The sequence below is a fragment of the Pseudochelatococcus lubricantis genome, assembly GCF_011762225.1.
Lineage (GTDB): Bacteria > Pseudomonadota > Alphaproteobacteria > Rhizobiales > Beijerinckiaceae > Pseudochelatococcus > Pseudochelatococcus lubricantis.
Genome location: NZ_JAASQI010000002.1, coordinates 47,744 through 63,827, shown reverse-complemented (window position 1 = coordinate 63,827; position 16,084 = coordinate 47,744). Strand labels below are relative to the sequence as shown.

12 protein-coding genes are annotated in these 16,084 nt (G+C 67.5%); 7 read left to right on the top strand and 5 right to left on the bottom strand.

Translation table 11 applies throughout. The features are described from left to right. Window positions 1-10: 10 nt before the first annotated feature. Both FHS82_RS04075 and FHS82_RS04070 read right to left on the bottom strand, forming a co-directional pair. Entirely contained in the window at window positions 11-1,036 is a 1,026-nt protein-coding gene (locus FHS82_RS04075; protein ID WP_166949102.1) for a glycosyltransferase family 4 protein, read from the bottom strand. Next, window positions 1,033-2,589, bottom strand: a complete 1,557-nt coding sequence (locus FHS82_RS04070; protein ID WP_166949100.1) for a methyltransferase domain-containing protein — start codon at window positions 2,587-2,589, stop codon at window positions 1,033-1,035. Before FHS82_RS04070 ends, FHS82_RS04075 begins: the two co-directional genes overlap by 4 nt. Window positions 2,590-3,306: 717 nt before the next feature. Between FHS82_RS04070 and FHS82_RS04065 the strand changes: the two genes are divergently transcribed. The 7 genes from FHS82_RS04065 (at window position 3,307) to ptsN (ending at window position 9,659) form a co-directional block, all read left to right on the top strand. Continuing rightward, on the top strand, window positions 3,307-3,921 hold the full coding sequence (locus FHS82_RS04065; RefSeq protein WP_166949098.1) for a ribonuclease D: 615 nt from the start codon (window positions 3,307-3,309) through the stop codon (window positions 3,919-3,921). Window positions 3,922-4,155: 234 nt separating this feature from the next. Continuing rightward, window positions 4,156-4,821 (top strand): LPS export ABC transporter periplasmic protein LptC, encoded by a 666-nt coding sequence (lptC, locus tag FHS82_RS04060; protein WP_166949096.1) that lies wholly within the window; start codon window positions 4,156-4,158, stop codon window positions 4,819-4,821. Between the two features lie 93 nt (window positions 4,822-4,914). Further along, window positions 4,915-5,559: an LptA/OstA family protein gene (locus FHS82_RS04055; protein ID WP_166949094.1), complete on the top strand. Its 645-nt coding sequence runs from the start codon at window positions 4,915-4,917 to the stop codon at window positions 5,557-5,559. A 93-nt stretch (window positions 5,560-5,652) separates the two neighbouring features. Beyond that, a complete protein-coding gene (lptB, locus tag FHS82_RS04050; protein ID WP_208394116.1) occupies window positions 5,653-6,426 on the top strand; it encodes an LPS export ABC transporter ATP-binding protein in 774 nt (257 codons plus the stop codon). Window positions 6,427-6,545: 119 nt separating this feature from the next. Then, on the top strand, window positions 6,546-8,216 hold the full coding sequence (rpoN, locus tag FHS82_RS04045) for an RNA polymerase factor sigma-54 (RefSeq protein ID WP_166949088.1): 1,671 nt from the start codon (window positions 6,546-6,548) through the stop codon (window positions 8,214-8,216). Window positions 8,217-8,407: 191 nt separating this feature from the next. Next, the gene (gene hpf / locus FHS82_RS04040; protein ID WP_166949086.1) at window positions 8,408-9,010 is read left to right on the top strand and encodes a ribosome hibernation-promoting factor, HPF/YfiA family; all 603 of its coding nucleotides are present in this window, start codon (window positions 8,408-8,410) and stop codon (window positions 9,008-9,010) included. Between the two features lie 166 nt (window positions 9,011-9,176). Then, on the top strand, window positions 9,177-9,659 hold the full coding sequence (gene ptsN / locus FHS82_RS04035) for a PTS IIA-like nitrogen regulatory protein PtsN (RefSeq protein WP_166949083.1): 483 nt from the start codon (window positions 9,177-9,179) through the stop codon (window positions 9,657-9,659). A 419-nt stretch (window positions 9,660-10,078) separates the two neighbouring features. On the opposite strand, the gene FHS82_RS04030 is transcribed toward ptsN, so the two are convergent. The 3 genes from FHS82_RS04030 to FHS82_RS04020 form a co-directional block, all read right to left on the bottom strand. Next, window positions 10,079-11,209 carry a polyamine ABC transporter substrate-binding protein gene (locus FHS82_RS04030; RefSeq protein WP_166949080.1) on the bottom strand — a complete coding sequence of 377 codons (1,131 nt, stop codon included), beginning with the start codon at window positions 11,207-11,209 and terminating at the stop codon, window positions 10,079-10,081. Window positions 11,210-11,369: 160 nt separating this feature from the next. Further along, a complete protein-coding gene (locus tag FHS82_RS04025; protein WP_166949077.1) occupies window positions 11,370-14,609 on the bottom strand; it encodes an error-prone DNA polymerase in 3,240 nt (1,079 codons plus the stop codon). A gap of 5 nt (window positions 14,610-14,614) precedes the next feature. After that, on the bottom strand, window positions 14,615-16,063 hold the full coding sequence (locus FHS82_RS04020) for a Y-family DNA polymerase (RefSeq protein WP_343042522.1): 1,449 nt from the start codon (window positions 16,061-16,063) through the stop codon (window positions 14,615-14,617). Between the last annotated feature and the right edge of the window lie 21 nt (window positions 16,064-16,084).

Genomic DNA, 16,084 nt, shown 5'->3' with positions numbered 1-16,084 from the left:
GGTTGCGCGGTCACTCGGTCAGGCGGCCGACGACCGTGTCCCAGGAAATGTCCCGTTCCAGATAGCGGGCGAGCCCCAGCCTGCCCATGTCCCGCGCCTTGGCGCGGTCGCTCCACAGCCGGTCGACCGCGTCGGCGATGCCCTGCGCGGTCGGCTCGACGATGAAGCCCTCCTCCCCGTCCGCGACGAACTCGAGCGGGCCACCCGAATCGGCGCAGGTGATGACGGGCTTGGCGGCAAGTTGCGCCTCAAGCGTGACATAGCCGTAATCCTCGTCGCGCGGCGGGTAGATCACCCCGAGGCAATTGGCGTAGAGGGCGAGCTTCTCGGCATCCGGACAATCCTCCAGAATGACGACCTTGCCGCCCAAATCGTTCTCGGCCACGAACTGCCTGTTCTGCTCCAGCAGACCGCCCCGGCCCGCCAGCACGCAGATGACGGGCGAACGCCAAAGCTTCGCCGCCTCCAGCACCAGATCCTGGCGCTTCAGTGCCTCCATGCGGCTCGGCAGGAAGACGTAGTCCAGCGCCTCGTCGCAGCGGTAGAATTCCGCCAGCGGCGGCGGATGGTAGAGCGGCTCGGCGGCGATGCCGTTGTAGCGCAGGAGGCGCGTGCTGACATTGCGCGAGTTGGCGAATATCCGCTCCGCGCGCGCCAGCACACGCTTGTCGTAGTCGTGGATAAGGTCGTGCAGGCGTTGCACCTCCGGCGACGCATCCTCCCCCGCGTAGAGATCGTACACCGCGCGGTGCTGGTGCATCACCCAGACGACGTGGTGGGGATGCCGCACGCCATAGCCGGGGAACTGGAGGCTGATGACCTTGTCGACATGCTGGCCGTTGGGGGCCGTCAGGTCCAGCGTCTCGCACCAGTTCATCAGCCGTTCGATGCTGGCCTCGGGATGGAACGTGAAGGGAAACCGCAGCGTCTCCACCTCATGGCCGCGCGCCTGCAGCGCATCCACCAGTCCCGCGAAATGATAGGTGGCCCCACCGGTCAGGAACGGCGTGGCATTGACGGTGACGATCAACCTCATACGGACGGATACTCCTCGCGCGGCTTGTGTGCGAGGATGGCATAGTCCTGCGGGCCATAGAACAGCGCGTTGAAACGATCCGCCACCGGACCTTCCTCCCGCACCGCCGTTTCCGGATCGTGCGGATGCAGGCGGGCGATGTCGACCGTCTCGAAACCGTGGTAGCGCGCCAGAAAGCCCATGGTGACGGGCGTCAGCGGGTGGCGGTGCGTCGGATCGTGATAGAAGGAATAGCTGCCGACGAACACGTTCTCGGGATTGGGCGTCTCGAAGAGCACGAGTCCGCCCGGCTGCAGTACGCGGAACGCCTCCTCGAACAGCGAGAACAGCACGGGAAACGGCAGGTGCTCGATGATGTGGAAGCCGCTCACCACCGAGAGGCTGCTGTCCGGCACGGCGCGCAGCGCCGACAGCGCGTCGTTGTGGGTGACGTCGAGGCCCTTGTCGCGGCAGACGCTGACCATCGCCGGGCTGAGGTCAATGCCGCGCGCCTCGTAGCCGCAGTCGCGCAGCAGCCCGAGCCACTCGCCGCGCCCGGAGCCGAGATCGAGAATCGGGCCGTCGCAGACGGACTTCACCGCCGCCAGCGTGTCGAGATAGTAGCCGTGGCGCGCCCGGATCACGTCCTCCGGCCCGCGCATGGCGTTCTCGAATGCCAGGTAATAGGCGTCGAGGCGCGGATCGGTCGCCACCGCGTTGTCCCCGCCGCCGTTCCCCGCGTTAAGCCGCTCGCCCAGCGCCGCGACGGTGCCGCGGGCCGCCAGCGCGACGCGCGCCGCCTGCACGGCCAGAATGCCGTTCTCGTTGCTGCGCAGGAACCGGTAAAGCGGCCGGGACAGGAAGCGGAAGGGCGCGCGATCTACCCACCGCGCCCAGGAAAAGATTCGCCTCTGGCGGCGCAACGTCGGGTCATCCTTGCCGCGCGCGACGAACTCGGGCGAGGACGAGATGTCGCACAGGATTTCAAGGCGCCCGCGCCCCTCCGCGAGCTTGTGTCTGTAGCCGTCGAGCCCCGGCAGATCGATATCCCGGTCGAGCAGCACCCGGTAGGCGTTGTTAAGGAAGACGTCACCTTCCTCCAGCAGCAGTTGCGGCCAGAGGTCCAGCCGGTCGCGCGGTGCGAGCGGCGAACGGCCCTCCGCCCATGTGCTCTCGGCCCCTTCGCCCTCCGTCGCCCGCGCGGCGGGGGCATCGGACCCGTCGCGGTCCGATGGCGCAAGGCTGAGAACCCGCAGCCGCTCGCGCAGGATGCGGATTTCGTTCTCTGCCCTGTCGATGGCCGCCATGCGGTCCCGCTGCGCGGCGATGGCGGAAGCCTGCGCCTGCAGGCCCGTTCGCAGTTCCGCGATCGTCGGGGGCAGCGAGGCCGCATCCCGCTCAAGCCGCCGCTCGATGGCCTCCAGCCTCGCATCGATATCGATGAGGTCGACGGGCGCGGTGGCGAGCGTCAGCGACGCGCGGCGGGCCGGATTTCCCTGCGAAGGGATCGCGAAGCCGTGCGCTTCCTTGCGGATTCGGGTGAGCAGTTGTTCGATGGACGGTTGATCGGACATGTTCCCCACACACGCTGCAGATCAGGCAAGGATCGATCAATCGCCGCGCTGACCAGTATCTATCTTCGGTTAAACAGGTGACCGGCCCGTTTTATATTACATTCGCACATACGAGCGGCAATGAAAACGTCAGCTTGAGCGTTCGGTGGATCGACTTGAAAGGTCGATGCAGCGGCGCTGCAGCCGTTTCGCCCCGGTTTGCATGAACCGGCGCCTTCGGCCAATCGGCATACACCCCATCGATACGCGAACCCATGGCTATCGTCGCTCCGCATGCCACAACGCTTTCGGGAGGGGCGGAGGCCGCCTCTCCGGCCCGAAAGCGCGACAGAGCTATGACCGCGAGCCGTTCGGACGCTTCGGCGAAAAGCGAAACGGCTCCGTTGCAGCCTGCCCGGGAAGGCGATCCCGGCTGTCTTCCGCGCCGATCGATAGCATCGCCCCGCAGGCTGTTCAATCGGTTCCGGCAAAAACCTCCGGCACGGAGCCGCGCCGCACAGGCGGGTCTTGTGGATACAGACCGCATGAACAGGGGCCTTGTCGATCGGGCATGCGGGTGTTAAAGCCCGCAGGCGCACCGGAAGCTTGGGTACGTCGGAAACTTGGGTATCATGGGACGCTCGCGACAGCCGGGCGTGGCGTTCCGCCGGTTCCGGCCCGCTGCCGCGCCTGCCGCATGTCGCGCTTGCCGCATGTCTTGAGACAAGAGGTCCTGCCATGACCATCAGGCTCCACTCGGGCGATCTGCCCGCCGGAATCGACTTCGGTGATTCGGTCGCCGTCGACACGGAAACGCTCGGCCTCAATCCCCATCGGGACCGGCTTTGCGTGGTGCAGCTTTCGGCCGGAGACGGATCGGCCGACGTGGTGCAGATCCGGCGCGACGGCCCGCGCCCCGAGAACCTGATCCGGCTGCTGGCCGACGAGAACGTCCTCAAGATCTTCCACTTCGCCCGCTTCGATCTCGCGGTACTTTTCCACACCTTCGGCGTGATGCCACAGCCGGTCTACTGCACCAAGATCGCCTCGAAACTCGTGCGCACCTACACGGACCGCCACGGCCTGAAGGACAACCTGCGGGAATTGCTCGGCGTAGAGATTTCCAAGCAGCAGCAATCGTCGGACTGGGCGGCGGAGACACTGAGCGACGCGCAGCTTACCTACGCCGCCTCCGACGTTCTCCACCTGCACGCTCTCAAGGAAAAGCTCGACGCCATGCTGGCGCGGGAGAAGCGGACCGACATCGCCCGCGCCTGCTTCGCCTTCCTGCCGACACGCGCCCGGCTCGACCTCGCCGGCTGGCCGGAGACGGATATCTTCGCCCATATGTGACGGCCCGGCGGGTCCGAGGCGGACAGGATCGGGCACGGCCGGATGGACAGGCCGGACGAACGGATCGGCCGGGACGATATTCCGGCCGCGTCGCCGCCCTTGGAAGGGACGCGCCCTCTGTACTATATAACGGTCATCCGAATTCAGGTATCCTGACCGCAGGTTGCCTGATGACAGGTATTCCGTCCGCCCGGCACCCCGCCGCGCGGCGCCACAACCGAAGACGGACGCCTTTTGACTGACGCTTCTTCCCCGCGCGCCCGCCGCGCCCCGGTCGATCCGCCGCCCGCCGGGATCACGCCTGCCGCCTACAAGGCGGCGCTCCGGCATTCGGCGCGCGTGCGGGCCATGAAACGGCTCATCCCCATCGCCGCCCTGGCGGCGGTGGCGGCGGTGGCCATGATCGGCATTCTGGACCCGCTCCGCAGCATCGGCGGCCTGAGCCTCGGGCCGGTCTCGCTGTCCGGCTCGAAAATTACCATGGACGCCCCCAGGCTCTCCGGCTTCCGCGCGGGCACGCAGCCCTACGAGATGACGGCGGCCTCCGCCACGCAGGACGTGAAGAACCCATCCGTCGTCGAACTGCAGCAGATCACCGGGCAGATCAGCCTCGACGGCGGCGGCAAGGCCGAGATCAACGCCCGCAGCGGCATCTACGATTCGCAGAAGGAATCCCTGAACCTCGCGGGCGATGTCCGCGTGCGCACCGACACCGGCTACGAGGCGAAGCTCTCCTCCGCCGCCGTCGACTTCAAGGGCGGGCGCGTCGTCTCCAGCGAGCCGGTGACCGTCACGATCACCGAAGGCACGATTTCCGCCGACAGGCTCGACATTTCGGACAATGGCAAGCATATCGTTTTCGAAGGTCGCGTACACGCGATTCTGGATGGCGGGAAATAATCTGCTAAAAACGGCCGGCGGCGGGGCACCGGCCGGAGGGCGGCCGGGCGAGAGGCGACCGCTGGCGCGCTGCGGGACAGGATGGAACGGACGATGGAACAGCAGGGAACAGACATGCCGCTCGTCGGGAAACACGGGCGGATTTCGCGCGGCGCGCTGCTGATGGCGGCCCTTCTCGCGCCGATGCTATCGATCGCCGCGGCCGACGCACAGGCACAGGCGCAGCGCCCCGGCAGCCAGCCGCTCGGCGGCCTGGGCTCCGGCAAGGATCCGATCAAGATCGACGCCGACCGGCTCGACATCTTCGACAAGGAAAAGCGCGCCACCTTCACCGGCAATGTCGTCGCGGTGCAGGGTGAAACCACCATGCGCTGCTCGTCGCTGAACGTCTTCTATGAGCAGAGCGCGACGGGCAACGCCGCCGGCGCCGCACCGGCACCCGCGTCCGGCGGCCCTGGTGGCCCCGGCGGCAACAACAACATCCGCAAGCTCGATTGCGAGGGGCCGGTCACCGTCGTCTCCAAGGACCAGACGGCGACAGGGCAGCACGCCGTGTTCGACCGGGATTCCAACACCGTCGTGCTGACCGGCAAGGTGGCGCTGAGCCAGGGCAAGAACGTCCAGCAGTGCGACCGGATCGTCTACAACCTCGACACCAGTATCGCCAATTGCGTCGCCAAACCGGGCGGCCGCGTGCAGGGCGTGTTCGTCCCCGGCAGCGGCAATCCGCCGAAGTAACGGCCTTTCCTCGCAACCACATCGAACCGGGATATCTTCGTGACGCTTTCGCCCGACACCGCCAGCCCCGCCGGCACCTTCCCGGACCATGCATTGCCGGCGGACGACGCGGGCGGCGGGTTCCGCGCCGTTCCGCTGACGCACGACGGTGTCCTTGCCATCGACGGGCTGCGGAAGAGCTATCGCGGCCGCACGGTGGTGCAGAGCGCCTCGCTCCACGTGCGCAAGGGCGAAGCTGTCGGCCTGCTCGGCCCCAACGGCGCCGGCAAGACGACGATCTTCTACATGATCACCGGCCTCGTGGCGGCCGATCTCGGCTCCATCACGCTTGAGGGGCACGACATCACCCGCCTGCCGATGTACCGGCGCGCGCGGCTCGGCATCGGTTATCTGCCGCAGGAAGCCTCGATCTTCCGCGGCCTCAGCGTCGAGGACAACCTGCGTGCCGTGCTCGAGGTGGTGGAGCGGGACCGCAAGGCGCGGGAGAAGAAGCTCGACGCGCTGCTCGAAGAATTCGACATCGCGCGGCTGCGCAAGTCGCCCTCCATCGCACTCTCCGGCGGCGAGCGCCGGCGCTGCGAGATCGCGCGCGCTCTCGCGGGCGATCCGGCCTTCATGCTGCTCGACGAGCCCTTCGCCGGCATCGATCCCATCGCCGTGGGCGATATCCAGAACCTCGTGCGCCACCTCACACGCCGCCGCATCGGCGTGCTGATCACCGACCACAACGTGCGCGAGACCTTGGGCCTGATCGACCGCGCCTACATCATCCACTCCGGCCGCGTGCTGATGGAGGGCACGCCCGCCGAAATCATCGCCAGCCCCGACGTGCGCCGCCTGTATCTGGGCGAGGATTTCCAGCTTTAGCAAATGCAGCTTTGACGGAACCTCGCAAAGGCGCTAGATAACGAAAAGAGACTTCAAGCAAGAAGCGTGCCGCTGTCCGGTTCTGAGGCCCGGCGGCAGGGGAAATCGGGGTTGCGCCAATGGGACTTTCCCACCGGCTGGAGTTGCGCCAAAGCCAGTCGCTCGTGCTGACACCGCAACTGCTGCAGGCGATCCGCTTGCTGCAGCTGTCGCATCTCGAACTCGTCTCCCACATCGAAACCGAACTCGAACGCAACCCGCTGCTCGAACGTGTCGACGACGCCTCCGCGCCGGACGAGACAGGCCGCGACGAAACGACGCGGGAACTGGCACGCGAGGAACTGCCGGACGCGCGAGACACCTCGCAGGACGTCACTGGCGACAGACCGGACGAGATCGACGCCGCATCTCCCGGCACGCCGCTGGATCCGGACACGTCGGAGGCGGACTTCGCGGAATCGGACTCAACGGATCTGGAGAGCCTGCGCGACTGGTCGCCGGAAGAACCGCAGTTGCAGCGCGATTCGATCGAGGCCGATTTCGGCACCTCCTTCGACAACGTGTTCCAGGACGACGGCAGCCAGCCGCGAGCGGAGGCGCTCGCGGCCGACGAGGGGCTGATGGTGTCGTCCTCGCCGCCGCTGTCCGGCGGCAGCCACAATCTCGACGACGCACCCGATCTGGAGGCGACGCTCGCCGCCGGCATCAGCCTTTACGACCATCTCGCGGCCCAGCTCGATCTCGCCACGACGGACGCGCAGGCGCGCCTGATCGGCCGCTTCCTCATCGATGCCATCGATGCCGCCGGCTATCTCGTCGAGACCACGGCAGACATCGCGGCGCGGCTTGGCGTCGACGAGGCGCGCGTGGAGGGCGTGCTGGCGCTGGTGCAGAGTTTCGAGCCCACGGGCGTCGGGGCGCGCAGTCTCGCCGAATGCCTGGCGCTGCAATTGCGCGAGCGCGACCGCTACGACCCCGCCATGCAGGCGCTTGTCGCCAACCTGGCACTCGTCGCCCGCCACGATCACGCGGCGCTGCGCAAGGTGTGCGGGGTGGATCAGGAGGACCTCGCCGACATGCTCGCCGAGTTGCGCCAGCTCGATCCCAAGCCGGGGCGCGGCTTCGGCAACGAGCCCGCGCAGACTCTGGTGCCCGATGTCTTCGTGCGCCGCGCCCGTGACGGCGGCTTCGTCGTAGAGCTGAACGAGGACACTTTGCCGCGCGTGCTGCTCAACCGCGCCTACCATGTGAAGCTGATGCAGGGCACCCGCTCCGACGCCGACCGCGCGTTCCTTTCCGAATGCCTGCAGAGCGGCGACTGGCTGACCCGCAGCCTAGAGCAGCGCGCCCGCACCATTCTCAAGGTGGCGAGCGAGATCGTGCGCCAGCAGGAGGGGTTCTTCCGCCACGGCGCGGCGCATCTGCGCCCCCTCAACCTGAAAACGGTGGCCGACGCCATCGAGATGCACGAATCGACCATCTCGCGGGTGACGGCCAACAAGGCCATCGGCACCGACAGGGGCGTTTTCCCCATGAAGTACTTCTTCTCCGCTGCCGTCGCCGCCGCCGATGGCGGCGACACCCACGCGGCTGAGGCGGTCCGCCATCGCATCCGCCAGTTGATTGGCGCGGAAACCGGGCCACGCGACGTGCTCTCCGACGACGCCCTCGTCCGGAAACTGCGCGAGGAAGGCATCGAGGTGGCGCGGCGCACGGTTGCCAAGTACCGGGAATCGCTACGTATTCCCTCGTCGGTGGACCGCCGCCGCGCGCTCGCCGCCAGGACGTGACGCGGCGACGAAAAGCGCGCGCAAGCGCCGGGAGCGGGGCGCGACAAATAACGCTAGCCGGCGATTGATCATGATCATAAGCTGAACACTTGCGCCGTGCTGTGTTGGGCGCAGGCTTGACGGGCCGGCCCGGGAACATGCGGTCTTCCGCCGGACCGGCCCGAAGAAGTGTATCAGGGAAGGAGATTGCAATGGCGTTACGGATCACCGGAAAGAATATCGACATCGGCGATGCGCTGCGGGGGCAGATCGAAGCCCGCGTTTCGTCCGCCATCGCCAAATATTTCGACACCGGCTATTCGGGCCATGTGGTTGTGGAAAAGGAGGGGAACGGCTTCCGCACGGTCGGTGTGCTGCATCTCAACACCGGCCTCACCCTGGAGGCGACCGGCGCCGCGCCGGATGCCTACGCGGCCTTCGACCACACCGCCGACCGTTTCGAGCGCCGGCTGCGCCGCCACAGCCGCCGCCTGAAGGAACGCGCCCAGCCCGGCTCCGCCGACCTCGCACACCTGCCGCTGGCCGAGCCGGAAGAGGCGCGCGCCTATGTCATCGAGGCCCCGCAGGAGGAGATCGAGGTCGACGAGAGCTTCCATCCCGTGATCGTGGCGGAAAATATTGCCGCTCTCCACCGCTTTTCCGTCAGTCAGGCTGTCGTCGAGCTTGACCTGACCGGCGCTCCCGTAGTTGTGTTCAGACATGCTGGCAGTGGCCGGGTAAATATCGTATACCGCCGTCACGATGGCACCATCGGCTGGATCGATCCGCCCGCGGGTTCGCAAACCCAGGGCTGACCGGTCGCGGCGGGTTCCGTCCGACTATTGAGCGAGCATCGGATTTTCTGCTCTCGGGCAGGCGTCCGGTGCTCATATCTGTGGTAGATTGCATGGCTCGGCGCGCGTATGCACGCCTCCCGGACCTGCACTGAAGGAGCGACCCGCGGCTGCGCGTGTTCGAGATATGCCCCTGACCGATATCCTCACACCCGACGCAATCGTGCCCTCGCTGAAAGCGAGCGGCAAGAAGCAGGCGTTGCAGGAGATTGCGGCCAGAGCCGCCCATCTCACCGGCCTTGACGAACGTGAAATCTACGAGACGCTGCTCCAGCGCGAGCGCCTCGGTTCGACAGGCATCGGCGATGGCATTGCCATTCCCCACGGCAAGCCGGCGCGGATCGACAGGCTGTTCGGCCTGTTCGCCCGGCTGGAAAAGCCGATCGACTTCGAGGCCATCGATGGCCAGCCGGTGGATATCATCTTTCTGCTGCTCGCCCCTGAATCCGCCGGTGCGGATCATCTGAAGGCCCTTGCCCGCGTCGCGCGGCTTCTGCGCGAACCCGGCAATCTCGACCGGCTGCGCTCCGCCCGCGATGCGAGCGCGATCTACGCCATCCTCACCCATGAAACGCCGGGCGCCGAAAGCGGCAAGGCCGTTTCGGGCTGACACACCGTCATCATCGTCTTCATATCGTTTCCGGGCAGGCTGACGGCCCGTCCGGAAGCGGGCGCCCAAGGCGGGCAGGCCTTTTGGAGCGGTTTGCACCCGTGCAGGCCGTTCCATTCATCTAATATATCAACGCGCGCATGGCCTTCGACCGCTCGCGTGTGGTCTTTGCTCAAGCACCGCACAGGCTTGGCCGCACTTCGATGAATTTTCCTCGTTGAAGTACGGTATTAGAGCGTTTTCAGGCAAAGCGGGTACCGGTTTGCGTGAAGAAAGCGCGTAATACCAAAAACTTATAGCATTTCGGCGTTTCAATGAAATGTCGAAATGCTATAGAGCGCGCTCCGAACAGAATTCGCTCAAAATAACGGAAATAGAATCTGTCCTGTTTCAACGTAAACAGGACAGATTCCAATGCGTCAGCGGCCGGTCTTGATGCGCGTCCACAGCCGCGTGACGGTGCGCTGGGTGCGGTCGTCATAGGCGGTGTTGGTGAACAGGCGCTTCAGCGTCTCGTCGTCGGGATAGATGCCCGGGTTGTCGCGCACTGCAGCGTCGACGAGAGGACGGGCGGCCAGGTTGCCGCTGGCGTAGGAGACGAAGCTCGCGTTCTTCGCCGCGATTTCCGGCCGGTTCAGGAAGTCGATAAAGGCGCGCGCCTCCTCCGGATGCGGTGCATCGGCGGGAATGGCGAAGCTGTCGAACCACATCAGCGCGCCCTCGCGCGGCACCCGGTAGCTGATCTCGACACCGTTCCCCGTTTCCTTCGCGCGGGTTGCCGCCTGCAGGATGTCGCCCGAGTAGCCCACCGCGACGCAGATGTCGCCGTTGGCGAGCGCGTTGATGTATTCCGACGAGTGGAACTTCTGGATGAAGGGCCGCACGGCGATGAGAGCATCGGCGGCCTTCTGCAGGTCCTTCGCGTCCTTGGAATCGGGATTGAGGCCGAGGTAGTTGAGCACGCCGGGCAGCAGGTCCTCCGGCGAATCCAGCATATAGATGCCGCAGTCCTTGAGCTTTTCGGCCACTTCCGGCTTCAGCACGAGGTCCCAGGTGTTGAGCACGGCGTCGGCACCGAGGCGCTCGCGCACCTTGGCGACATTCACACCGATGCCGGTGGTGCCCCACATGTAGTTGATGGCGAACTGGTTGCCGGGGTCGAACACCGCAAGGCGCTCGGCGATCTCCGGCCACAGGTTCTTCGTGTTGGGGATCTTTGCCGGCTCCATCTTCTGGAACACGCCGGCCTTGATCAGCCGCTGCAGGAACGGCCCCGACGGCACGACGACGTCATAGCCGGATTTGCCGGTGAGCAGCTTGGTCTCGACGATCTCGTTGTTGTCATAAGTGTCGTAAACGACCTTGATGCCGGTTTCCTTGGTGAACGCATCGAGGGTGTCGGGGTCGATATAGTCCGACCAGTTGTAGACGTGCACCGTCTTCTGCTGGGCGGCGGCGGGGCCGGCGAGCATGAGGAGGGCGAGCGAGGCGCCGGCGGCAAGCGCGGCAGCGGCATTTGTCCTGAAGCGTGAAGCGATGGCGCGGATCATGTCCGGCTTTCTCCCGTCTTGCGAAATTCCAGCTTTGAGATTCAGACAGTATTTGTGAAGTCAAAACGCAACACGTCGCCCCCGGTTCGAAACGACGGGCCACCATACGCAAAACCTCGCTCCTTTGCATCCATTTCCCATCGGCGCGCGTCCTTTCACGTCACCGGAAATCGCGCGCGCTCACGTCCAGTACCGGGCCGGCGGCGCCTGGAGCGGATGACGGGCGCCCGTCCGCAGCGCGCCCGGCGAACGAGCGCAGCAGCGGCCCGAGATCGACGGCCGAGCGGGCGACGAGATGGATCACCTGCCCCTCCCGCTGCACCCGGCCGCGGATGCCGATGAGCGACGCGCCGAGGATGACGGGACGGAAGCGCTGCTGGATATCCTGCCAGAACACAGCATTGGCGTTGCCCGTCTCGTCCTCGATGGTCATGAACATCACGCCCTTCGCCGAGCCCGGCCGCTGGCGCACCAGCACGAGGCCGGCGACAGCCATCCACTGCCGGTCTCGGCTCGCGGCAAGATCCCTGCAGGAGCGGTAGCCGGCGCGCGCCAGTTCCCGGCGCACCAGCGCCACGGGATGCCCCCGCAGGCTGAGCCCCACGCTGTCGTAATCCTCGACGATCTCGCGGCCGAAGGGCATGGCGGGCAGCACGACGGGCGGCTCGCGCACCAGGCCGGCAAGGGGGGCGGCGAACGGGCGATCTCCGAACAGCGGCAGCGTGCTGCCGTCGCCGCGCCCCTCCATGCCCGCGATGGCCCAGAGCGCGGGGCGGCGCGCGGTTGCCTCCCGCTCCGCCTCAAGGCCAGCGAGGGCATCCGCGCGGGCCAGCGCCATGAGCGCCCCGCGCGAGGCACCGCCACGACCGGCCAACTCCCCCACCGTTTCATAGGGCCTGTCGCCACGGCCGGCGACGAGCCGCCCGCCCTCCGCCTCCGTCAGCCCCTTGACCATCCGCAGGCCAAGCCGCACCGCCCCCCTGTCCGCCGCCTCTCTTTCAAGCGTGCAATCCCAATGGCTGCGGTTGACATCGACCGGCCGCACCGCGACGCCGTGGTTGCGCGCATCCCGCACCAGTTGGGCGACGCCATAGAAACCCATGGGCTGGGCATTGAGCAGCGCGCAGCAGAACACCTCCGGATGATGATATTTCAGCCAGGCGGAGACATAGGCGATCAGCGCGAAACTCGCCGAATGACTTTCTGGAAAGCCGTAGGCGCCGAACCCCTGTAGCTGCGTGAAGGTCCGGGCCGCGAATTCCGCCGTGTAACCGTTCTTCACCATGCCGTCGATGACCTGCTGGCGCAGCCGCTCGATGGTGCCGGGGGCGCGGAACGTCGCCATCGAGCGGCGCAGTTCGTCCGCCTCGTCAGGAGAAAAGCCGGCGCAATCGACCGCAAGCTGCATCACCTGCTCCTGAAACAGCGGCACGCCCAGCGTCCTGCCCAGCACCTTCTCGAAGGCTCGACTGGGATATTTCACCGAGCCGGGCGGCCTGCCCCGCCGGCGCAGGTAAGGGTGCACCATGTTGCCCTGGATGGGGCCGGGGCGGACGATGGCGATCTGGATCGTCAGGTCGTAAAGGTGTCGGGGCCGCAGTCGCGGCAGCATGGACATCTGCGCGCGCGATTCGATCTGGAAGACGCCGATGGTGTCGGCCCGGCCCATCATCTCATAGACATCCACGTCGTCCTGTTCGATGCGCGACATGTCGAGATCGATGCCCTTGTGCGCCCGCAGCAGCGCGAACGCGCCCCGGATGGCGCCCAGCATGCCGAGGCCGAGCACGTCGACCTTCATCATGGCCATGCGATCGATATCGTCCTTGTCCCATTCGATCACCTGCCGGTCCTGCATGGCGGCGGGCGCGATAGGCACGATGGAGTCGAGCCGGTCGCGGGAGATGACGATGCCGCACGGATGCTGGGAGGCGTGGCGCGGAAAGCCCTTCAGCCCGTCCGCCAGTTCGAGCGTGAGCTGCAGCCGCCGGTCGTCGGCGTTGAGGCCGAGCGCCGCAAGCTGCGCGCACCGTGCCTCCGGCGTCTCGGCGCCCGCGTAGTGGCGGGCAAGCACCGACAGCACATCCTCGGACAGGCCCATCGCCTTGCCGGCATCGCGCAGCGCACCCCGGCGGCGATAGCGCACGATGCTCGCCGCAAGCGCCGCCCGGTCGCGCCCGTAGCGCTCGAAAATCCACTGGATGACTTCCTCGCGCCGGTCGTGCTCGAAATCGACATCAATATCGGGCGGCTCCTGCCGGGCGCTGCTGATGAAACGCTCGAACAACGGCTCGGCGCCGTTGAAATGCGGGGCCGTGAAATCCACCGACGTGATACCGAGCACGAAGCACACCATCGAGTTGGCCGCCGACCCGCGCCCCTGGCAGAGGATGCCACGCGAACGGGCGAAGCTCACGATGGCATGCACCGTCAGGAAATAAGGCGCATAGTCCTTCTCGCCGATGAGGGCGAGTTCGTGCCGCAGCAGGCGGGCGACGCGCTCCGGCACCCGGTCGCCATAGCGTTCGGCGGTGCGCTCCCGCACGAGACGTTCCAGCACTTCCTGCGGCGTGCCTTCCTCCGGCACCGTCTCGACCGGATACTGGTAGCGGATTTCCGCGAGCGAGAAGCGGCAGCGGTCCACGATCTCCAGCGTGTTGCGGATTGCCTGCGGATGCGCGGCGAAGAGGCGCGCCATCTCGCCGGGCGCCTTCAGGAAGCGGTCGGCGAAGCGCGCGCGCCGGAAGCCCAGCGCATCGATGGTACAGTTGTGCCGGATGGCTGTCAGCGTGTCATGCAGGATGCGCCGCTCGCGCGCATGATAGAGAACGTCGTTGACCGCGACGACCGGCAGGCCGAGCGCCCGCGCGCCCTCCTCCAGCGCCAGCAGCCGGTGCGTGTCGTGATGGCGGCGGCGCAGGCACAGCGCCACATAGGCGAAGCCGGGAAAGGTATCGCGCAGGCGGCGCATGTCGGCATCGGCGGCCTCGTCCGCCGCATCGGGCAGCAGGGTGACGATCTGCCCCTCGCCGGCAGCCGCGAGGTCCGCCCATGCGAGACAGCGCTCACCCTTCACCAGGCTGTCGTGGCCCGCCCGCCGGTTGCCCACGGTCAGCAGGCGGGTGAGGCGCGACCAGGCGGCGTGGTCCGTCGGATAGACCAGCACGGAGGGGCCGTCCGTGAGGTCGAGCCGGCAGCCGACGACGAGGCGCAGCTCCGCCTCCTTCGCCGCATGGTGGGCGCGCACGACGCCCGCCACGCTCTGCCTGTCGGTGACGGCGATGGCCGCGAGGCCTAGGCGCGCCGCCTCGCCCACCAACTCCTCGGGGTGGGAGGCCCCGCGCAGGAAGCTGTAATTGGTGGTGACCTGCAATTCCGCGTAAGCTGCTCCGGTCTGCATCGGCACTATCCGAACAGGCCGTGGATGAACCAGCGCTGCGGGCCGGTTTCCCCGTGCTCGCCGTCGCCGGCGCGGAACAGCCAGAAGCGGTGCCCGGCCGTATCCTCGACGATGAAGTAATCCCGCACCGCATCGCCCTCGTCAGCCGCACGCCACCACTCGCCGTAAATACGCTCCGGGCCGTCTGCATGGCGGACGTCATGCGTATGCCCGCGCCAGGCGAAGCGCCGGGGCGGATAATCGGGCAGCAGCGCCAGCGTCGAGACGGGCTCGGGATGTGCCAGCAGCCGGACGGGACCGGCGGCGGCGAAGGTGCCGGGCGGCGGGCGCGTCAGCGCATCCACCCGCACGAAGGAGCGCTCGGGCAGGTCGCTTTCCCGCGCCGCAAGGCGGAACAGCAGCCGCGCCTTGCCGCTGGCGTGGAGGCGGTCGACCAGCATGGCCAGATCAGCCCTCCCGTCCGTTCCGTCGGCGCCGCGCGCGCCAAGCCGGATTTGCGCCTGTGCCATCGCTTCCGTCTGCGGCGCGGCAAGCTGGATATCCTCGATGCCGAAGCCGGGATCGACCAGCGCCAGCCGCTCCTGCAGCAGCGCGGAGAGCCGGCGCGGGTCGCGCACCGGCGCCGAGAGGCCGAGGCTCAGGCCCGCGTGCGAGCGGTCGACCCGCCCGCAGACGAGATCGAGCCGCCGCGCGCCCGCACCCGCTGCCGCGAGCCTGTCCGCAAGGCGCGCGCACAGCGATTGCACCTGATGCAGAATTTGTCCGGGGTCGGCGATCGGCTCCGCGAAGCGCCGGCGCACGGCGAGCAGTTCCGGGTTGTCGAGGCGGGTAAACGGCTCCGCCCGCGCACCTGCCGCCCGGTCGAGGCAGCAGGCGAGTGCCTCCCCGAAGCGGCGGACCAGTGGAGCGCGCGGCATCCCGTATAACTGGCCGATGCGCACGAGCCCCATCCGCTCCAGCCCCTCGACGGCGGCGGGCGGCAGGCGCAACGCTGCGACCGGCAGGCCGGACAGCGCCGCGAGCGCCTCCCCCGGCGGGACGACGACCGTGCCGGAAGAGCCGAAGCGCGCCAGCGCATGCGCCGCCCCCGCGGTATCCGCCACCGCAACGCGGGCGGCAAAGCCGCTGCGGGCAAGGCGCACCGCCAGATCGGCAACGAGTCGCACCTCGCCGCCGAAGAGATGCGCCGAACCCGCGATGTCCAGCCGCAGGCCGTCCGCCTCCCCTTCCCCGTCGATGCCGTCATCGATGCCGACGACGGGGCTGTAGCGACGCAGCAGCCAGCGGCCGATGGTCTCCAGCGCCTCCCTGTCGGCGGCGGGATCGTGGTCGGCCAGCGCGAGGCCGGGCGCCAGCGCGTGGGCGCGCACTGCTGTCATGCCCGGCGCAAGGCCGCAGCGGCGGGCGCGATCGTCGACGCAGGCCAGCAGCCGGCGGCCGCCATCGCTGCGCACCGTGGCGAAGGGCGCCTCGCC

Bases quoted from the DNA above. Each gene is read 5' to 3' on its own strand.
- FHS82_RS04075 (WP_166949102.1), bottom strand. From the start codon at position 1,036: ATGAGGTTGATCGTCACCGTCAATGCCACGCCGTTCCTGACCGGTGGG.
- FHS82_RS04070 (WP_166949100.1), bottom strand. From the start codon at position 2,589: ATGTCCGATCAACCGTCCATCGAACAACTGCTCACCCGAATCCGCAAG.
- FHS82_RS04065 (WP_166949098.1), top strand. From the start codon at position 3,307: ATGACCATCAGGCTCCACTCGGGCGATCTGCCCGCCGGAATCGACTTC.
- FHS82_RS04055 (WP_166949094.1), top strand. From the start codon at position 4,915: ATGGAACAGCAGGGAACAGACATGCCGCTCGTCGGGAAACACGGGCGG.
- rpoN (WP_166949088.1), top strand. From the start codon at position 6,546: ATGGGACTTTCCCACCGGCTGGAGTTGCGCCAAAGCCAGTCGCTCGTG.
- hpf (WP_166949086.1), top strand. From the start codon at position 8,408: ATGGCGTTACGGATCACCGGAAAGAATATCGACATCGGCGATGCGCTG.
- ptsN (WP_166949083.1), top strand. From the start codon at position 9,177: ATGCCCCTGACCGATATCCTCACACCCGACGCAATCGTGCCCTCGCTG.
- FHS82_RS04030 (WP_166949080.1), bottom strand. From the start codon at position 11,209: ATGATCCGCGCCATCGCTTCACGCTTCAGGACAAATGCCGCTGCCGCG.
- FHS82_RS04025 (WP_166949077.1), bottom strand. From the start codon at position 14,609: ATGCAGACCGGAGCAGCTTACGCGGAATTGCAGGTCACCACCAATTAC.